At 58.6% G+C, this 18,938-nt stretch carries 20 protein-coding genes; 13 read left to right on the plus strand and 7 right to left on the minus strand.

From position 1 onward, the window contains the following. Positions 1-482 precede the first annotated feature (482 nt). From IAE50_RS22070 to IAE50_RS22120, 11 genes are all read left to right on the plus strand, one after another. A complete protein-coding gene (locus tag IAE50_RS22070; RefSeq protein WP_071789532.1) occupies positions 483-821 on the plus strand; it encodes a glycine dehydrogenase in 339 nt (112 codons plus the stop codon). 10 nt (positions 822-831) lie between these two features. Then, entirely contained in the window at positions 832-1,194 is a 363-nt protein-coding gene (locus IAE50_RS22075; protein ID WP_023480243.1) for an SFCGS family glycine-rich protein, read from the plus strand. A 2-nt stretch (positions 1,195-1,196) separates the two neighbouring features. Next, positions 1,197-1,493 carry a DUF4312 family protein gene (locus IAE50_RS22080; RefSeq protein WP_023480238.1) on the plus strand — a complete coding sequence of 99 codons (297 nt, stop codon included), beginning with the start codon at positions 1,197-1,199 and terminating at the stop codon, positions 1,491-1,493. 51 nt (positions 1,494-1,544) lie between these two features. After that, positions 1,545-2,321, plus strand: a complete 777-nt coding sequence (locus IAE50_RS22085; protein WP_124970326.1) for a DUF4311 domain-containing protein — start codon at positions 1,545-1,547, stop codon at positions 2,319-2,321. A 9-nt stretch (positions 2,322-2,330) separates the two neighbouring features. Then, on the plus strand, positions 2,331-2,972 hold the full coding sequence (locus tag IAE50_RS22090; RefSeq protein WP_023480214.1) for a DUF4310 family protein: 642 nt from the start codon (positions 2,331-2,333) through the stop codon (positions 2,970-2,972). Between the two features lie 42 nt (positions 2,973-3,014). Beyond that, positions 3,015-4,148 carry an amidohydrolase/deacetylase family metallohydrolase gene (locus IAE50_RS22095; RefSeq protein ID WP_200581304.1) on the plus strand — a complete coding sequence of 378 codons (1,134 nt, stop codon included), beginning with the start codon at positions 3,015-3,017 and terminating at the stop codon, positions 4,146-4,148. Further along, a complete protein-coding gene (locus IAE50_RS22100; RefSeq protein WP_094419227.1) occupies positions 4,132-5,250 on the plus strand; it encodes a DgaE family pyridoxal phosphate-dependent ammonia lyase in 1,119 nt (372 codons plus the stop codon). Before IAE50_RS22095 ends, IAE50_RS22100 begins: the two co-directional genes overlap by 17 nt. After that, on the plus strand, positions 5,247-5,984 hold the full coding sequence (locus IAE50_RS22105; RefSeq protein WP_200581305.1) for a KDGP aldolase family protein: 738 nt from the start codon (positions 5,247-5,249) through the stop codon (positions 5,982-5,984). The genes IAE50_RS22100 and IAE50_RS22105 overlap by 4 nt, the downstream gene beginning before the upstream one ends. 83 nt (positions 5,985-6,067) lie before the next feature. Beyond that, on the plus strand, positions 6,068-7,978 hold the full coding sequence (locus tag IAE50_RS22110) for a transcription antiterminator (RefSeq protein WP_200581306.1): 1,911 nt from the start codon (positions 6,068-6,070) through the stop codon (positions 7,976-7,978). Between the two features lie 78 nt (positions 7,979-8,056). Then, positions 8,057-8,299, plus strand: coding sequence for a type II toxin-antitoxin system RelB/DinJ family antitoxin (locus IAE50_RS22115; RefSeq protein ID WP_042714051.1), 243 nt, complete (start codon positions 8,057-8,059; stop codon positions 8,297-8,299). Then, positions 8,289-8,573, plus strand: a complete 285-nt coding sequence (locus tag IAE50_RS22120) for a type II toxin-antitoxin system RelE/ParE family toxin (protein WP_094419229.1) — start codon at positions 8,289-8,291, stop codon at positions 8,571-8,573. The genes IAE50_RS22115 and IAE50_RS22120 overlap by 11 nt, the downstream gene beginning before the upstream one ends. 5 nt (positions 8,574-8,578) lie before the next feature. Here the strand turns inward: IAE50_RS22120 and nrdG are convergent, their stop codons facing one another. The 3 genes from nrdG to treR all read right to left on the minus strand — a co-directional run bounded on the left by nrdG (position 8,579) and on the right by treR (position 12,715). After that, entirely contained in the window at positions 8,579-9,043 is a 465-nt protein-coding gene (gene nrdG, locus IAE50_RS22125) for an anaerobic ribonucleoside-triphosphate reductase-activating protein (protein ID WP_200581307.1), read from the minus strand. 244 nt (positions 9,044-9,287) lie between these two features. After that, the gene (gene nrdD, locus IAE50_RS22130) at positions 9,288-11,423 is read right to left on the minus strand and encodes an anaerobic ribonucleoside-triphosphate reductase (RefSeq protein WP_200581308.1); all 2,136 of its coding nucleotides are present in this window, start codon (positions 11,421-11,423) and stop codon (positions 9,288-9,290) included. A 347-nt stretch (positions 11,424-11,770) separates the two neighbouring features. Further along, a complete protein-coding gene (gene treR, locus IAE50_RS22135; RefSeq protein ID WP_200581309.1) occupies positions 11,771-12,715 on the minus strand; it encodes a trehalose operon repressor TreR in 945 nt (314 codons plus the stop codon). A gap of 382 nt (positions 12,716-13,097) precedes the next feature. Here treR and mgtA point away from each other — a divergent pair, with 382 nt between their 5' ends. Then, positions 13,098-15,806, plus strand: coding sequence for a magnesium-translocating P-type ATPase (gene mgtA, locus IAE50_RS22140; RefSeq protein ID WP_200581310.1), 2,709 nt, complete (start codon positions 13,098-13,100; stop codon positions 15,804-15,806). Between the two features lie 403 nt (positions 15,807-16,209). On the opposite strand, the gene ridA is transcribed toward mgtA, so the two are convergent. From ridA to IAE50_RS22160, 4 genes are all read right to left on the minus strand, one after another. After that, positions 16,210-16,596 (minus strand): 2-iminobutanoate/2-iminopropanoate deaminase, encoded by a 387-nt coding sequence (ridA, locus tag IAE50_RS22145; protein WP_023480382.1) that lies wholly within the window; start codon positions 16,594-16,596, stop codon positions 16,210-16,212. Positions 16,597-16,671: 75 nt separating this feature from the next. Further along, positions 16,672-17,133: an aspartate carbamoyltransferase regulatory subunit gene (pyrI, locus tag IAE50_RS22150; RefSeq protein WP_023480436.1), complete on the minus strand. Its 462-nt coding sequence runs from the start codon at positions 17,131-17,133 to the stop codon at positions 16,672-16,674. Positions 17,134-17,146: 13 nt separating this feature from the next. Then, positions 17,147-18,082 (minus strand): aspartate carbamoyltransferase, encoded by a 936-nt coding sequence (pyrB, locus tag IAE50_RS22155; protein WP_042714036.1) that lies wholly within the window; start codon positions 18,080-18,082, stop codon positions 17,147-17,149. Then, the gene (locus IAE50_RS22160) at positions 18,075-18,221 is read right to left on the minus strand and encodes a pyrBI operon leader peptide (protein ID WP_187291244.1); all 147 of its coding nucleotides are present in this window, start codon (positions 18,219-18,221) and stop codon (positions 18,075-18,077) included. The genes pyrB and IAE50_RS22160 overlap by 8 nt, the downstream gene beginning before the upstream one ends. Positions 18,222-18,461: 240 nt before the next feature. On the opposite strand from IAE50_RS22160, the gene IAE50_RS22165 reads away from it, so the two are divergent. Then, a complete protein-coding gene (locus tag IAE50_RS22165; protein ID WP_128483763.1) occupies positions 18,462-18,914 on the plus strand; it encodes a YhcH/YjgK/YiaL family protein in 453 nt (150 codons plus the stop codon). Positions 18,915-18,938: the final 24 nt, after the last annotated feature.

Raw genomic sequence — 18,938 nt, forward strand, 5'->3', positions numbered from 1 at the left:
GACCTTGTCATTCACGCTTCGGTTCGCCGATTTCAGCGGGGACACAACCCCTCGCTGTGATATTGCAGATAAAAACAAAGTCGGTGTCGCTGTGGGCTCGCTTTTGTAGGCCGGATAAGCGTGTAACGCGCCATCCGGCAATGATGCCGCGGAAATGTTGCCGGATGGCGGCTCCGCCTTATCCGGCCTACGCGGTTTCAGCGATTCCGTAACCCCAGCAGCCCCCCAATAAGCAAACCTTATCCCCCTCACACTTTCTCCTCTCGCTTGCCCCTTTTTTTCTGCGTCATTGCGCGCCAAATCCCTCGTGCATTACCCAATGTTGTGACCGCCGTTCAGTGAAAAATCCCTCTGTAGGCTTTTTTTGTGGCGCAGATCACTAACGCCCTCCCGGTTTCCACTTCGAAGTGGAAAACTCCTCGCTACAAACTCTGTCTTCGCGCCGTTAGCTTTATCCCTGAGCCATCAACGGGGTACGACGAGTGAATAACGGAGCGGTAATGAACGATGCGACCATGCAGGCGGCGCAAACGGCAACCCTGGCGGAGCGCATGCTGTCGCAGGTCTACACCTTGCTTCATGCGCAGAACATCACGCCGAATGCGGTGCAGCAGCAAATGCTGACCTCCCATCTTCGCGCGATGGCGCACCGGTCGGTGACCGGCGAGCCGCTGCCGGAAGTGGATGCCAGCCTGTTTGATGAGATCTCGCCTGAATCGATGCGCCTCGCCCACGACGTGGTAGCGGCGTTTGGCAATCTCCCGCAAGAAGAGGCCTGGCTGCTGTCAGTGCACTTCGAAGTGGCAAAAGAGAACCTTTAAGGAGCAAACCATGGAACAGATTACCGTAGTGATTGGCGACCGCCTGGGCAAAGGGCAGAAAGTCGCGGCAGGCGTCGAGAAAGCGGGCGGCCGCGCGGTAGTGGTACCGGGCGTGGCGGCAGATATGAAACTCGGCGATGTGATGAACGCAGAAAACGCCACCTTCGGCATCTCCTTCTGCGGCAGCGGTGGCGCAGGCGCCATCACCGCGCAGAACAAATATGGCTATAAAGCGAAACACGGCATGCGCTCCATCGACGAGGGCGTCACCGCCATCAACGAAGGGTGCAAAGTCCTCGGTTTCGGGTTTATGGATAAAGAAGAGTTAGGCGAGCGCCTGGTGCAGGCGTGGCAGAAAAAACACGGCGCATAACCATGAAAGAACAGTTCACCACCACGGTCAGGGTGAAGGGCAAGGGCGACGCCAAAACGCGCGCCTTTGCTGACGCGCTGAACCATGTTCAGGCCGCGGTGATGAAGGCGTCGCCGCACATTTTACTGCGTATTGAGCCACAGGATGTGCAGGTCGTTCAGGCGCAGGAAACGACGCGCAAAGAGGCCTTTCTGTTCCTCTTTCTGCGTCGCGAAAGACGCTCGTACAGTGTGGAGCTGGACGTGACCGTCAACGTGACCGCCATCAATCTCGACAAGGTGGAGTTCGTCACGCACTAACTTACCGCATACCCCGCAGGCGTTGCTGGCAGGGTAGAAGAGGGCAGACTGATGTTCTTACTCATACTAATAAAATCGCTCATTATCGGCGGCCTGGTCGGCGTCGGTGTGGGTGCCGGGGCTGCACGCATGTTTCACGCGCCAACCACTCAGGGAATGGGCGCATTTCGTACACTGGGCGAGCTGAACTCCTGCGAAGGGGATCCGGCGTCGCACTTCTCCTTTGGTTTAGGCTTCTTCTTTAACGCCTGGGCTTCGTCGGTAGCGGCGGGTTCGTTTACCCAGGACGTTGATCACCGCATCATTCCGAACTGGGGCGCGGCGGCGCTGATGGTCAAAAACCGCAACGTCGGCGAAACCCTGCACAATCCGAAAAAGATGGCGATTGCCTGTGGTTTGATCGGCATGGTGGTCGTCACCTTCCTTAACCTTACGGCTTCCTCCGTGCCTGCAGCGCTGCAAGTCACCGCCGTCAAAGTGCTGGTACCCGCCGCTAACCTGCTGGTCAACACCATCATGCCGGTGATCTTCTGGCTGGCGGCGATCGACGCGGGCAAAAAATCGGGCTTCTGGGCGACGGTATTCGGCGGCGCAGCGCAACTGATTATGGGCAATGCCGTACCGGGCCTGGTGCTCGGCATCCTGATTGGTAAAGGGGTGGAAGAGAGCGGCTGGAACCGCGTCACCAAAGTGATGATGAGCGCCATTGTCGCCCTGTTTGTGCTGAGCGCCTTCTTCCGCGGCTTCGATCTGAAAATGATTGAGTCATTCCACCTGAGCGCGCCGAACTGGCTGGAGCTCATCCACAACTCGCTGAGCGGCAAATAAGGATCTGCAATGGAAGAGAATAAAGGCTTCTGGTACGCCGACTGGTCATTCCCGATCTTCGTTGGCCTGCTCTCCTCCGGCGTCTTTGCCGGAACGCACATGTACTACCTCTACGGCATCGGCGCGTTTAACGAAGTGGCGTTTGTCTCGATGCTGCGCGCGGGGATGGACACCGGCGTTTATGGCGCGGTAGCGGCTTTCGGTGCCAGCTTCCTGTTTGCGCGCATTATCGAAGGATCGCTGGTCGGCATTCTCGATATCGGCGGCGCGATCCAGACCGGCGTTGGTCTCGGTGTACCCGCCTTGCTGCTTGGCGCGGGCTTTGTCTTCCCGGTCGCCAACTTTGTTGCCTCGCTGGCCACCGGGCTGGTGATTGGCCTGGCGATTGGTTACCTGATCATTCTGGCGCGTAAATTCACCATTAATCAGAGCGACTCCACCTACGGCGCAGACGTAATGATGGGTGCGGGTAACGCCTCCGGCCGTTTTCTTGGCCCGCTGATTATCTTAAGCGCCATGACCGCCTCGATTCCGATTGGCATTGGCTCGCTGGTGGGCGCGCTGCTCTTTTACCTCTGGCAAAAGCCGATTACCGGCGGCGCTATCCTCGGCGCGATGTTGCTGGGCGCGATCTTCCCGGTCGCACTCTGATCGATACGGGTGCTGCGGCACCCGTCACTTCTGGAGAGAGATATGTTTGATTTACTCCTGCGCCGGGCGCGTCTGGTGGACGATACGGTAACGGATATTGCCCTCAGCGACGGGAAAATCGCCGCACTTGGCGAAATTAGCGGCCCGGCGGTGAAAACCGTCGATCTGGCGGGCAAACACTATGTCAGCGCTGGCTGGATCGACTCCCATGTCCACTGCTACCCCAACTCGCCGATTTACCACGACCAGCCGGACAGCGTCGGGATTGAAACCGGCGTCACCACGGTTATTGATGCTGGCAGCACCGGCGCGGATGATATTGATGACTTCTACGCCATCACCCGCCAGGCCACGACCGACGTTTACGCCCTGCTTAATATCTCCCGCGTCGGGCTGATTGCGCAGAACGAGCTGGCGAACCTCGACAATATCGATGCCAGCGCCGTGCGCGACGCCGTGCAGCGCCACCCCGACTTTGTTGTTGGCCTGAAGGCACGCATGAGCAGCAGCGTAGTTGGTGACAACGGCATCACGCCGCTGGAGCGCGCGAAAGCGATGCAGCAGGAGAATGGCGATCTGCCGTTGATGGTGCATATCGGCAACAACCCGCCGAATCTCGATGAGATTGCCGACCTGCTGAGCGCCGGGGACATCATCACCCACTGCTACAACGGCAAGCCGAACCGCATTCTGACGCCGGGCGGCGAACTGCGCGCTGCGGTGACCCGCGCCATTACGCGCGGCGTGCGCCTCGATGTCGGCCACGGCAGCGCCAGCTTCAGCTTTGCGGTGGCGAAGCAAGCCATCGGCCTCGGCATTTTGCCGCACACCATCAGTTCCGATATCTACTGCCGCAACCGCATCGATGGCCCGGTGCGATCGCTGGCGAACGTGATGTCCAAATTTCTCGCCATCGGCCTCTCGCTGCCGCAGGTGATCGCCTGCGTGACCGACCACGCCGCCGACGGCCTGCGCCTGGCGAAAAAGGGGCGGCTGGCGGTTGGCTTTGATGCCGATCTGACGATTTTCGATCTTCGCCGCCAGCCGGTGCTGTTCACCGATGCAGAGAACAGCGCCTTGCAGGCTGACCAGTTACTTACGCCGCTGGCCGCCATTCGCGCGGGCCGGGGCTATCTGACCGAACAAGGGAGGGCAGAGCATGTCTTCGATTTATGAGAAGTACCAGTTAAAACAGGTGATTAACGCCTCCGGGCGCATGACGGCGCTCGGTGTCTCGACCCCGCGCCCGGAAGTGGTGGAGGCGGCGTTGCAGGGCATGAACCACTACTTTGAAATGAAAGACCTGGTGAATAAAACCGGCGATTACATCGCGAAGCTGCTGGATGTGGAAGGCGCAACCGTCGTCTCCTGCGCCTCAGCCGGGCTGGCGCAAGCCGTTGCCGCCGTGCTGGTGAAAGAGAGCGACTGGCTGCTGGAGAACCTGCACAGCACCAAGATCGAAAACAGTGAGATCGTCCTGCCGCGCGGGCACAACGTCAACTACGGCGCGCCAGTCGGCACGATGGTCGCGCTTGGCGGCGGCAAAGTGGTTGAAGCCGGTTACGCCAACGAATGCTCCGCCGATCAGCTGGCGGCGGCGATCTCCCCGCGCACTGCGGCGATCCTCTTTATTAAGTCCCACCACTGCGTGCAGAAGAGCATGCTCAGCGTCGAGCAGGCCGCCGTGGTAGCGCGTAAGCATAACCTGCCGCTGATTGTCGATGCCGCCGCCGAAGAGGATCTGCAGTGCTACTACCGCGCCGGGGCTGATCTGGTGATCTACAGCGGCGCGAAAGCGATTGAAGGGCCAACCAGCGGGCTGGTGATTGGCAAAACGCAGTACGTCGAGTGGGTAAAACGCCAGACGGCGGGCATTGGCCGCGCAATGAAGGTGGGCAAAGAGGGCATTCTTGGCCTCACCTGCGCCATCGAGCACTACCTCAGCGCGAAAAAGGAGAGCGGGGCGGAGATGGTCGCCAAAATGACGCCCTTTATTGAACAGCTTAATAGCCTTAATGGCGTCAGCGCCCGCGTGGTGTGGGACAGCGCCGGGCGCGACATCGCCCGCAGTGAAATCAAATTTGACGAAGCCGTTACCGGCATCGCTACCGGAGAACTGGTTGAGGCCCTCAAACAGGGGGAGTACGCCATCTATTTTCGCGGCTACAAAGCCAATGAGGGGATTATCGAAGCCGATGTGCGCAGCGTCAGCGCCGAGCAACTGACCATCATCGCGCAACGCATCGCCGAGGAACTGAATAAGGAGCCACGTCCATGAAACTGACCCCCAACTTTTACCACGACCGCGTATGTCTGAACGTGCTGGCAGGCAGCATCGATAACGCCAGCGCCATCTATGAGGCGGCGGAAGGGCATGTGCTGGTCGGCGTGCTGTCAAAAAACTACCCGGATATCGACTCGGCGGTGGCCGATATGCGCCAGTACGCGCTGAGGATCGATAATGCGCTCTCAGTCGGCCTTGGTGCTGGCGATCCGAACCAGTCGGCGATGGTCAGCGCCATCTCCCGCGAAGTGCAGCCGCAGCATGTGAACCAGGTCTTTACCGGGGTGGGCACCAGCCGCGCGCTGCTCGGGCAGAGCGAGACGGTGGTTAATGGTCTGGTGTCGCCCACCGGCACGCCGGGGCAGGTAAAAATTTCCACCGGGCCGCTCAGCAGCCAGGCCGCCGATGCGATTGTGCCGGTGGAAACGGCGATTGCCCTGCTGAAAGATATGGGCGGCAGCTCAATCAAATATTTCCCGATGGGCGGGCTGCAATGTCGCGAGGAGTACAAAGCCGTTGCCGAAGCCTGCGCGCGGCACGACTTCTGGCTGGAGCCGACCGGCGGCATCGATCTGGAGAATTTCAGCGAAATCGTTGAGATCGCGCTGGCGGCAGGCGTCAGCAAAATCATTCCGCACATTTATAGTTCAATTATTGATAAGGTGAGTGGCGAGACCCGCCCGGCGGATGTCCGCCAGCTGCTTATGATGACTAAAGCGCTGGTGTAAGGCTATCGCCGGATGGCGGCTGCGCTTTGATTATCTGCATAGGCTTCAACGCCTTACGCCACTTTTAACCATGAGGTAACGACGTGCGATTTCCGAACCAACGTTTAGCGCAACTCTTCAGCCTGCTGCAAAACGAGACGCTGCCGCAGGATGAGCTGGCGCAGCGGCTGTCGGTCTCCACGCGTACCGTCCGCGCTGATATCACTGCGCTTAATGCGTTGCTGGAGAACCACGGCGCGCAGTTTATTTTGAGCCGCGGCAGCGGTTACCAGCTGAAGGTGCTTGATGCCGCGCTTTATCACGCGCTGCAAGCCACCCGTCCGCGCGCGCTGCGCATTCCACGCACCGGGCCGGAGCGGGTCCACTACCTGGTGGTGCGCTTCCTCACCTCGGCCTTCTCGCTCAAGCTTGAGGATCTGGCTGACGAGTGGTTTGTCAGCCGCGCCACGCTGCAAAACGATATGACCGAGGTGCGCGAGTGGTTCTCCCGCTACCGCCTGACGCTGGAGACCCGCCCGCGCCACGGCATGAAGCTCTTCGGCAGCGAAATGGCGCTGCGCGCCTGCCTCACCGACCTGCTGTGGGAACTGGCGCAGCTCAATGCCCATAACCCGCTGATTACCGAAGATGCCCTTAATGCGGGCGTGCCGGAGGCACTGGCGCCGTTTCTGCACGACTGCTTTAGCCGCTACCATATTCGCCTCACCGATGAGGGCGATCGCTTTATTCAGCTCTACTGCGCCGTCGCCGTGCGGCGTATCAGCGAAGGGTTTCCGCTCTCGGAGTTCACCGCCGACGATGGTGATGAGCAGGTGCATCACGCCGCACGGGATATTGCCAGTGCGTTGCAGCAGCTGGCGGGCAAACCGTTGGCGGAGGCGGAGGAGCACTGGCTGCGGGTGCATATCGCCGCCCGGCGGGTGCAGGATCCGGCACCCAGCGCCATCAGCGCCGATGATGACGAAACGCTGGTGAACTACATCCTTGGCTATATCAACACCCACTATAACTACAACCTGCAGGGCGATGCGCAGCTGCATGCCGACCTGCTGACCCATATCAAAACCATGATCACCCGCGTGCGCTACCAGATCATGATCCCTAACCCCTTGCTGGATAACATAAAACAGCACTACCCGATGGCGTGGGATATGACGCTGGCGGCAGTGTCGAGCTGGGGGAAATATACGCCCTATACCATCAGCGAAAATGAGATCGGTTTTCTGGTGCTGCATATCGGCGTCGGGCTGGAGCGGCACTACAACGTTGGCTACCAGCGCCAGCCGCGCGTGCTGCTGGTATGCGATGCCGGAAATGCGATGGTGCGGATGATTGAAGCGGTGCTGGCACGCAAATATCCGCAAATCGTCATTACCCGCACCGTGACGCTGCGCGACTACGAGCAGTGCGACACGCTGGCGGAAGATTTTGTTATCTCTACCGCGCGCATCAGCGAAAAAGATAAACCGGTGGTGATCATCGCGCCGTTCCCCAGCGACTATCAGCTGGAGCAGATTGGCAAATTGGTGCTGGTGGATCGCACCCGCCCGTGGATGCTGAAGAAGTATTTCGACGCCGCCCACTTTCGCATTATCGACGAGGCGATGGATCAGCAAACCCTGTTTCGCACCCTCTGCGCCGAGCTACAGCAGGAGGGCTTTGTCGATGGCGAGTTCCTCGATTCGGTGGTGGAGCGCGAAGCAATTGTCAGCACCCTGCTCGGCGAAGGCATCGCGCTGCCGCACGCCCTTGGCCTGCTGGCGAAGAAAACCGTGGTTTACACCGTGCTGGCCCCGCAGGGCATCGCCTGGGGCGATGAGACGGCGCACGTTATCTTTTTACTGGCGATCAGCAAAAGCGAGTATGAAGAGGCGATGGCGATCTACGATATCTTCGTCACCTTCCTGCGCGAACGCGCCACCGCCAGGCTCTGCGCCTGCGCCGATTTCGACACCTTTCAACGCGTGGCGATGGCCTGCGTCAGCCGGTTTTGAGAGCGGTTATCCAAAAACAGATGTAATGCCAATGTAATGCTATATTGCATTACACACTCCCACCTGCCCGGAGGCATAATGGCAACGCTCAATGTTCGACTGGATGACAAGCTCAAAGAGGAGGCCTGGAAAGTGCTGGAGAAACTCGACATTACGCCCACCGAAGCGGTGCGCCTGCTGTTTCAATACGTTGCCGAGAATGGCCGCATGCCGGTTAAAACCGTAACGGTGAGCGAAGACGAAGCGGCACTGCTGGAGGTGGTCAGAGAGCGCCTGGCGAACCCGCAAAAAGGGATCAAGGTCAGGCTGGATGATCTATGAGCTGGCGTTTGATCCGCGCGCGTTGAAAGAGTGGAAAAAACTGGGCGTGACGGTTCAGGCGCAGTTTAAAAAGAAGCTCGCAGAAGTGCTGGTTCAGCCGAGAGTAGAAAAAGCCCGGCTGCATGGCTTGCCGGATTGCTACAAGATAAAGCTTCGTGCCTCGGGCTATCGGTTGATTTACCAGGTCAGAGACAACGTGGTGACGGTGTTTGTCGTGGCGATTGGTAAGCGTGAAAAAGAGGCGGCTTACCACAGCGCCACTCACCGTCTGTAACCCCATCACCGCAAGTGGTGCACCACCTGATTGCTGCTGCCGCGCCAGATCAGCATCGGGTCTTTCAGATCCTGCATAAATTTCCCGTCGATCAGCACATTGATCAGCTCTACTACCTCCTGCTGCGCGGTGTTTAGCTCATCGATTTTATACCCGGTCCACACCCAGATATCTTTGCCGGGGCATTCGGCGCGGATGCGTTTTACCAGCTTTAAAATATCGGGCACGTTTTGCGGATGCAGCGGATCGCCGCCGGAAAGCGAGATCCCCTGGCGCTTAATACGCGTGTCGTTGAGATGGGCGATGATCCGATCCTCCATCTCCTGCGTGAACGGCAGGCCGGAGTTCAGCCGCCAGGTGCTTTTGTTGTAGCAGCCCGGGCACTCATGCACGCAGCCGGAGACAAACAGGGTGCAGCGGGTGCCGGGGCCATTCACAATGTCGACGGCATAGTATTGATGATATTTCATTTTCGCTTCCCACTTGACGCCATAACTGTGTTGGCTGCGCTCACTCACCCGGGTCACTTACTTATGTAAGCTGCCGGGATTCCTTCGTTTGCCGCCTTGTTATTACGTCAATTGCTTTGCGAAATCGCTACCTGCTTGACGCCATAACTGTGTTGCGAAATCGCTTTAGAGTCGCTTTGCAAAAAACCAGGATGGGGCAACCGTAGGCCCGATAAGCGTCGCGCCATCGGGCACATCACCGGGCTTAGCCAATCTGCCCATTGCCTAGGTGTTTCACGCGGCGTTTTACCTCTTCCTGCTTGCCGGCGTTGAACGGGCGCGCGTCCGGGCTGCCGAGATAACCGCACACGCGGCGGGTCACCGACACGCGGGAGGCGTCATGGTTGCCGCATTTCGGGCAGGTAAAGCCTTTACTGGTGCAGGCAAACTCGCCGGTAAAACCGCACTCATAACACTCATCAATCGGCGTATTGGTGCCGTAATAGGGCACATGCTGATAGCTGTAATCCCACACATCCTCCAGCGCGCGCAGGTTGTGCTGAATGTTCGGGTACTCGCCGTAACAGATAAACCCGCCGCTGGCTAACGGTGGATAGGGCGCTTCGAAGTCGATTTTGTCGTACGGGTTCACCTTCTTCTCCACGTCGAGGTGGAAGCTGTTGGTGTAATACCCTTTATCGGTCACGCCATCGACCACGCCAAAATCGGCGGTATCGATGCGGCAGAAGCGGTCGCAGAGGTTTTCGCTCGGCGTGCTGTAGAGGCTGAAGCCGTAGCCGGTCTCCTCTTTCCACTGATCCACCGCCTGGCGCAGGCGATCGACGATCGCCACGCCTTTCGCGCGCAGGGTTTCGCTGTCGTAGATATGTTTATTGCCGGAAAGGGCATTGATGGTCTCATGAATGCCGATATAGCCCAGCGAGATCGACGCGCGACCGTTTTTGAAAATCGGCGCAATATCATCGTCCGCTTGCAGACGCACGCCGCACGCGCCCTCCATATAGAGGATCGGTGCTACACGCGCTTTCACCCCTTCAAGGCGGGCGATGCGGGTCATCAGCGCTTTACGTGCCAGCGCTAAGCGGCTATCCAGCAGCTTCCAGAAAGCGGCTTCATCCCCTTTCGCCTCCAGCGCGATGCGCGGCAGGTTAAGGCTGATAACGCCAAGGTTGTTGCGCCCGTCGTGGATCTGCTCACCGTTCTCTTCATACACGCCGAGGAAGCTGCGGCAGCCCATCGGGGTTTTAAACGAGCCGGTCACTTTCACAACCTGGTCATAGTTGAGAATGTCCGGGTACATGCGCTTGCTCGCGCACTCCAGCGCCAGCTGTTTGATGTCGTAATTTGGATCGCTGAACTTGTGGTTCAGCCCGTCGCGAATGGCAAACACCAGTTTCGGGAACACTGCGGTTTTGCGGTTTTTGCCTAAGCCCGCGATGCGGTTGCGCAGAATCGATTGCTGGATCAGGCGCGATTCCCAACTGGTACCGAGGCCAAAGCCGAAGGTGACAAACGGCGTCTGGCCGTTGGCGGTATGCAGCGTGTTGACCTCATACTCCAGCGACTGAAACGCGTCGTAGCACTCCTTCTCGGTGCGCGAGCGGGCGTAGCCGTCGGCGTCTGCGATCTGCCACTCGTTGGCCACTTTGCGATGCTTTTCAAAACTCTCAGTAACAAAGGGTGCCAGTACTTCATCAATACGGTTGATGGTGGTGCCGCCATAAATATGGCTGGCGACCTGGGCGATAATCTGCGCGGTCACCGCCGTGGCGGTGGAGATCGATTTCGGCGGCTCAATCTCCGCGTTGCCCATCTTAAAGCCGTGAGTGAGCATCCCCTTCAGGTCGATCAACATGCAGTTGAACATCGGGAAGAAGGGTGAGTAGTCGAGATCGTGGTAGTGGATCTCGCCGCGCTCATGGGCCTGCACCACATCGCGCGGCAGCAGGTGCTGGCGGGCGTAGTGCTTAGCGACAATCCCCGCCAGCAGGTCGCGCTGGGTCGGGATCACTTTACTGTCTTTGTTGGCGTTCTCGTTAAGCAGCGCCGAGTTGGTCTGCTCCACCAGGCCGCGGATCTCCTGGTTCAGGCGGCCACGCTTTTCGCGGGCGATGTCGCGGTCGTGACGGTACTCAATATAGGCGCGCGCCAGCTGCTTGTAGGGGCCGGACATCAGCTGGTTTTCAACGGCGGTCTGGATTTCGCTGATATCGACCTGCGCGCGATCCTCCATCTGGCTACTGATAACTGCTGCGACGGTGGCGCAATAGTCTGCGTCATCGACTCCCGCTGCGGTTGCGGCGCGCCAGATTGCCTCCTGGATCCGCGCCGAGCTGAAAGGCACTTTACAGCCATCTCGTTTCATCACATGCGGTGTCATGATCACTCCCTTCTGCAAAACAGGTTATCCACACGATAAAGACGCCCCATCTGTTGGTTATTCATTATTAAAACCAATAAGTTCGTCCCGTTCTGGCCCCGATTATCCACAGAATGACGTGCATTCCGGGCGGTAGGTTTGTTCGTATAATAGTCAAGAACTACAACATGTAGGGCCGGCGAGCATTCTAATTTCTATATATAGTGATTTGCATCAAAGATGTTTACGTCTTTTTTGACTCAGGACAAAGTAAAAATCTGACGCTACAGCGGGCGGGGCATTCAGGGGAGATATAAAATTTCACGCTTTTATGATGATTAAAAATGCATCAAAAAAGCGTGCAAAAGTTAAACCAGACGGGCTGGGATCACATGCTGGCGTGGTGCATCAACGTCGGTCACCTGGGCGATCAGCTGCGCCGCCGCCTGACGACCGGCTTCGGCGTAGCCCGGATCGACGGTGAGGATCTCCGGGTGGAGAAAATTGATAAGGGACGTGTTGCCGACGCTGGCAAGCTGAAGCGTGATGCGCCGCTCCTGCAGATATTTGCTGGCACCCAGGGCGAGGCTGTCGCTGGCGCAGAGCAGCGCCGTGGTCTCGGGTGTCAGCACCTGAGCCACATGATCGTAACCCGGCTGCATACCCAGGCCGGGCAGCACCGCGCGCGGCGTCAGATTGTGCTGGCGGCAAAACGCCTCATAAGCCTGGTGGCGGCGCTTGCCGGTGGTGACATCGCTGTGCGGGACGCCAATAAAAGCGATCTGCCGGTGCCCCTCGGCATAGAGCTTCGCCATAAGCAGTTCAATGGCACCCTCATCGTCATAACTGACGGAGGAAAAGCCGCTGACGTCGCGCGCCATCACCACCAGCGAGTCGCGCCAGGCGGCAAGCAGGCAGGGGGTAATGCCGGTAAAGCCGAACAGCACCACGCCGTCGATATTACGCTGGCTCAGCATCTGCAAATGCTCCGCCACCAGCTCCGGCTGAAAGCGGCTCTCCATCATGATCGGGTCGTAGCCCTGCTCATAAAAGGCCGGCAGCATGGTTTGTACCGCCAGGTTTTCAGCGCGGGAGTCGAGCCGCGTCACGATAATCGCCACCACTTTGTCACTCTGCCCGCGCATGGCGCGTGCGGAGCGGGAAGGGGAGAAGCCATGCTGATTCACCACCGCCGCCACCCGTTCGCGCGTCTGCTGGCTGACGCCATTTTCATTGTTCAGCACGCGCGAGACGGTCGATTTTCCCACGCCGCTTAAACGCGCGATGTCATTAATGGTCAGCCGGTTTGGCATGCAGCACTCCTGATACTGGCGATGGGGGTTGGCAGAGTCAGAAAGTGTTGCACTTCAGAGCAAATAACAACAATGAGTAAAGTCTGGTTTATCCCTGCGCGGCGCGAGTGGCGGTCGTATACGTTCGGTTTACATTTCGGGGTATATGATACCGCTGCGTAATCATTCCCTTTTAACCCTTACCGGAGGCGCTATGGATCCCGATCCCACCCCTCATCCCCGATGGAGAAGACCCTTCCGGTAAGCCCGCATTTGCTGCCTTACCGGATGCGTAAGGCAGCGACGTCATCTCGTCCCTGCCCGAGTTATTAACACCTGCTGGTGCGGCATCGTCGCGCCCGTAGTTAACGCACCCGCGTGAGGCGGGGGCAAGGACATCGCTATGCTGAAAACATTTACCCGGCAGCTTTTCGCTCGCCTGAACCGCCACTTACCGCGCCGCCTGGTGGCGCGCGATCCGCTTCCCGGCGTGCGTAGCGCCATCCAGGGCGAGATCCCGCCCTCAATGAGTGAACGCTGCCTGCAAACGGCGCTGATGGAGCAGCCGAAGCTGTGGGAAACCTTTAACAGCCACCCGGAGGGGTTAAACGCGCAGGAGGTGCGCCTGGCGCGGGAGATCCACGGCGAGAACCTGATCCCGGCGCAGAAACCGTCGCCGTGGTGGGTGCATCTCTGGCTCTGCTACCGTAACCCGTTCAACCTGCTGCTCACCGTGCTCGGCATCATCTCCTATGCCTCGGAAGATCTCTTTGGCGCAGGGGTGATCGCGCTGATGGTGGCGATCTCCACCTTGCTGAACTGGTTGCAGGAAGCGCGCTCGACCAAAGCGGCGGATGCGTTAAAAGCGATGGTCACCAATACCGCGACGGTGCGGCGCGTGGTGAGTGATACCGGCGAGAGCGACTGGTGCGAGCTGCCGATCGATCAACTGGTGCCGGGCGATATCGTCAAGCTCTCCGCCGGGGATATGATCCCGGCGGATCTGCGCATCGTGCAGGCGCGGGATCTCTTTGTCGCCCAGGCGTCGCTGACCGGCGAATCACTGCCGGTTGAGAAGAGCGCCATCACCCGTCAGGTAGCGCAGAGCAACCCGCTGGAGTGCGATACCCTCTGCTTTATGGGCACTAACGTGGTGAGCGGCACCGCGCAGGCGCTGGTGATTGCTACCGGCGGCCAGACCTGGTTTGGGCAACTCGCCAGCCGGGTCGGCGAGCAGGAGAGCGAACCGAACGCCTTCCAGAAGGGGATCGGTCGCGTCAGCCTGCTGCTGATCCGCTTTATGCTGGTGATGACGCCCATCGTGCTGCTGATCAACGGTTTCACCAAAGGGGACTGGTGGGAAGCGGCGCTGTTTGCTCTCTCCGTCGCCGTTGGGCTGACGCCGGAGATGCTGCCGATGATTGTCACCTCGACGCTGGCGCGCGGCGCGGTGAAATTGTCAAAACAGAAAGTGATTGTGAAACACCTCGACGCCATTCAGAACTTTGGCGCGATGGATATTCTCTGCACCGATAAAACCGGCACGCTGACGCAGGACAAAATCGTGCTGGAGAACCACACCGACATCAGCGGGAGAGTGAGCGAGCGGGTGCTGCACTGCGCGTGGCTCAACAGCCACTACCAGACCGGGCTGAAAAACCTGCTCGATACCGCGGTGCTGGAGAGCGTCGAGGCGGAGATGGTGCAAACGCTCGCCACACAGTGGCGCAAAGTGGATGAGATCCCCTTTGATTTCGAGCGCCGCCGCATGTCGGTGGTGGTGGCGCAGGAGGCGGACGCCCATCAGCTGATTTGCAAAGGCGCGCTCAGCGAGATGCTCAGCGTCTGCGGCCATGTGCGCTACAACGGTGAGATTGTGCCGCTGGATCACAGCATGCTGCGGCGCATTGAGCGCGTCACCAGCACCCTTAACCGCCAGGGGCTGCGCGTCGTGGCGGTGGCGACCAAGTATCTGCCTGCGCGCAGCGGTGACTATCAGCGGATTGATGAGTCGGATCTGATCCTCGAAGGCTATATCGCGTTTCTCGATCCGCCGAAAGAGAGCACCGCCCCGGCGTTAAAGGCGCTGAAAGCCAGCGGCATCACCGTCAAAATCCTCACCGGCGACAGCGAGCTGGTTGCCGGCAAAGTGTGCCACGAAGTGGGCTTAGCGGTGGGCGATGTGCTGATTGGCAGCGAAATCGAACGCATGAGCGACAACGAGTTGGCGCACGTGGCGCAGCATGTGACGCTGTTTGCCCGCCTGACGCCGATGCACAAAGAGCGCATTGTGCGCCTGCTGAAACGCGAAGGGCACGTGGTGGGCTTTATGGGCGACGGCATTAACGATGCGCCAGCCCTGCGGGCGGCGGATATTGGTATCTCGGTGGATGGCGCGGTCGATATCGCCCGTGAAGCGGCGGATATCATCCTGCTGGAGAAGAGCCTGATGGTGCTGGAGCAGGGGGTAATCGAAGGGCGTCGCACCTTTGCCAATATGCTCAAGTACATCAAAATTACCGCCAGCTCGAACTTCGGGAATGTCTTTAGCGTACTGGTGGCCAGTGCGTTTCTGCCCTTCTTGCCGATGCTGCCGCTGCACTTGCTGATTCAGAACCTGATTTACGATGTGTCGCAGGTGGCGATCCCATTCGATAACGTCGACGAGGAGCAGATTGCGAAGCCGCAGCGCTGGAACCCGGCGGATCTGGGGCGTTTTATGGTCTTTTTCGGGCCGATCAGCTCCATCTTCGACATTATTACTTTTGCCGTGATGTGGTGGGTGTTTAAGGCCAATACGGTGGAGGCGCAAACCCTGTTCCAGTCCGGCTGGTTTGTGGTGGGCGTGCTGTCGCAAACCCTGATTGTGCATATGATCCGCACCCGCCGCGTGCCGTTTATTCAGAGCCGCCCCGCCTGGCCGCTGGTGGCGATGACGCTAATGGGCATCTGCGTTGGCATTGCGCTGCCCTTCTCACCGCTGGCGGGTTACCTGCAATTACAGGCGTTGCCGCTCGGCTATTTCCCGTGGCTGGTGGCGATCCTGGCGGGGTATATGATTTTGACCCAGTGCGTGAAGGGGATCTTTTACCGCCGCTATGGCTGGCAGTAACGCGGATAAGTGCCGGATGGCGCTGCGCTTATCCGGCCTACGCCGTTTCAGCAACATGGTCTTCCCATGCCTGATAAGGCGCAGTTTCGTAGGCCTGATAAGGCGAAGCCGCCATCAGGCATTGCGCCGGAGGGCGATGTGCGGGCTGTTTGCCGGATGGCGCTTCGCTTATCCGGCCTACGCCGTTTCAGCAACATGGTTTTCCCATGCCTGATAAGGCGCAGTTTCCCAGGCCTGATAAGGCGTAGCCGCCATCAGGCATTGCGCCAGCGGGCAATGTGCGGGTTGTTTGCCGGATGGCGCTTCGCTTATCCGGCCTACGCCGTTTCAGTAACATGGGTTTTCCCAGGCCTGATAAGGCGAAGCCGCCATCAGGCAAGGGCGCTGATGGCGGCGGGGGGCATTAACGACGAACGGCGATGGCTTCGATTTCGATTTTCACATCTTTCGGCAGACGGGCCACTTCGACACAGGAGCGCGCCGGGAAGGAGGCGTTATGCTCGGTGAAAAAGGCTTCGTAGGTGGCGTTAACGGTGGCGAAATCGTTGAGATCTTTGACGAAAACGGTGGTTTTCACGATGTCGCCCACGGTCAAACCTGCCGCTTCAACGATAGCTTTCACGTTCTCCAGCGACTGGCGCGCCTGGGCATCGATCGCATCCGGCACGCTGCCGGTTTTCGGATCGACCGGGATCTGACCGGAAGTCAGGATCATATTGCCCAGATCGACGGCCTGCACATAAGGACCAATCGCGGCTGGCGCGTTTTCCGTGGCGATAACTTTAGTCATAAATCACTCCTGTAATCTGCGGTAAAAGGGATGCCGATCCATTATAGGGAGGGCACCCGGCTTTACCAGCCGCAATTAGTTAGCCAGCACCACGTGGTGCGAGAACTCTTTTTCACAATATTTGCACTTCAGCGCGATGTCGTTTTCGCGCTTTTTCACCGCAAAACTCGACGACACCGGTTCGGCATGGCTGATGCAGTTGCTGTTCGGGCAGGTCAGCACGCCGCTGATGCGCTCAGGCAGGCTTGGGCGCGATTTGCCCACCACTTCATACTCATCAATGCGGTTCACCGTCGCCTGCGGCGCATAGAGCGCCAGCTGGTTCACCTGCTCGTCGGTCAGAAAGGTATTCTCGATTTTAATCAGATCTTTACGGCCCATTTCACCGGAAGGCAGGTTCAGGCCGATGGTGATGCGCTGATCCGTTTCCGTCAGCTTGAACAGCGTCAGCAACTTAAAGCCGATACGCGCCGGAATATGGTCAATCACGGTGCCACGTTTGATGGCTTCGACCTGAAGTTTGTTGTCATGCGTCATTATCGTTTCCCTCTTACAGAGCCAAATCGCGATTCAGAACCAGCGCCAGCAGCGCCTGGCGGGCGTAAATACCGTTCCCGGCCTGCTGGAAGTACCAGGCGTGCGGGGTTTTATCGACATCGGTGGTGATCTCATCGACGCGCGGCAGCGGGTGCAGCACTTTCATATTGCTGCGCGCACCCTCAAGGTCGGCGGCGCGCAGCACAAACTGCGCTTTGACGTTGGCATACTCCGACGGATCGAGGCGCTCTTTCTGTACGCGCGTCATATAGAGAATATCGACCTCGGCCATCACCTCGTCGATGCTGGCGTGCAGGCTCCAGGCGATCCCTTTTTCATCCAGCATATCGAGGATGTACTGCGGCATTGCCAGCGCGTCCGGGGCGATAAAGTAAAAACGGTTGCCGTTGAATTTCGCAAGCGCCTGCGCCAGCGAGTGCACGGTACGGCCATATTTCAGATCGCCCACCATCGCAATATTGAGATTTTCCAGACGGCCCTGGGTCTCCTGAATGGTAAAGAGATCCAGCAGCGTCTGCGTCGGATGCTGATTCGCACCGTCGCCAGCGTTGAGGATCGGAATGCCGCCGGAGAACTCCGTCGCCAGGCGCGCCGCGCCCTCCTGCGGGTGGCGCATCACAATCGCATCGACATAGGTGCTAATCACCGAAATGGTGTCCGCCAGCGTTTCGCCCTTCTTGCCGAGCGAGGTGTTACTGCTGTCGGAGAAGCCGACCACGCTTGCGCCCAGGCGGTGCATCGCGGTTTCAAAAGATAGACGCGTGCGGGTGGAGGCTTCGAAGAAGCAGCTGGCGATCACTTTATGCTTCAGCAGCTCCGGCTGCGGGTTGGCTTTCAGGCTCGCCGCCGTGTGGAGTACCCGTTCAAGTTCTTCGCGGCTGAGATCGTTTATGGAAATGATATGTTTCTGATATAGCGGATTAGCCATGGTTATCTCCTGACGACGGCGCAAAAAAAAGCCCCTCAAAAGAGGGGCTGGATATGGGGTAAGCCACGGGAGCGAAAAACGGCAGGCCTGCGCCTTTGTTAAGACGCGGTAAGAGAGACTCTCGAACACACTGGACCATGCTTCCTCCCGGCAAATTGTCCCGGATTATACGCAGCTGTTTTCGCGGATCAAGCGTTTGATGCACACTTTACGCAGTGCAAACGGTTCTCTATGAATAGTAATGCGCTTTAACCGCCGCTTACGCGCCAGCGTTGAAACATGCGTTAACGCAAAACTCAGGCAGATAGGGGTAGCAGGGGCCAGAGAATCCTCGTATAAATGGTGGAAATGAAACGCTGTTTTAATTGAGGGTTTAGCAATGATCGTTGGCAATATTCACAACCTACAACCCTGGCTGCCGGAAGAGCTGCGCCAGGCGATTGAGCATATCAAGCAGCACGTGACCGCAGCGACGCCGGTTGGCAAACATGATATCGATGGCAACCGCCTCTTTTACCTCGTGTCGGAAGATATGACGCAGCCCTTTGCCGAGCGCCGCGCCGAGTATCACGCGCGCTATCTGGATATCCAGATTGTTTTAAAAGGCGAAGAGGGGATGACCTTTAGCACGCAGCCTGCGGGCGCGCCGGATACCGACTGGCTGGCGGATAAAGATATCGCCTTTTTGCCGCAGGGCGAGCAGGAGAAAACCGTGGTGCTGAGCGCCGGGGATTTTGTCGTCTTCTATCCTGGCGAAGTGCATAAACCGCTCTGCGCGGTCAACGCACCGGCGCAGGTGCGCAAAGTGGTGGTTAAGCTGCTGGTGGCCTGATTTTCCCCCTCTCTGCGAGGAGAG

It is taken from the genome of Kosakonia sp. S42 (genome assembly GCF_016624785.1).
GTDB lineage: Bacteria > Pseudomonadota > Gammaproteobacteria > Enterobacterales > Enterobacteriaceae > Kosakonia > Kosakonia cowanii.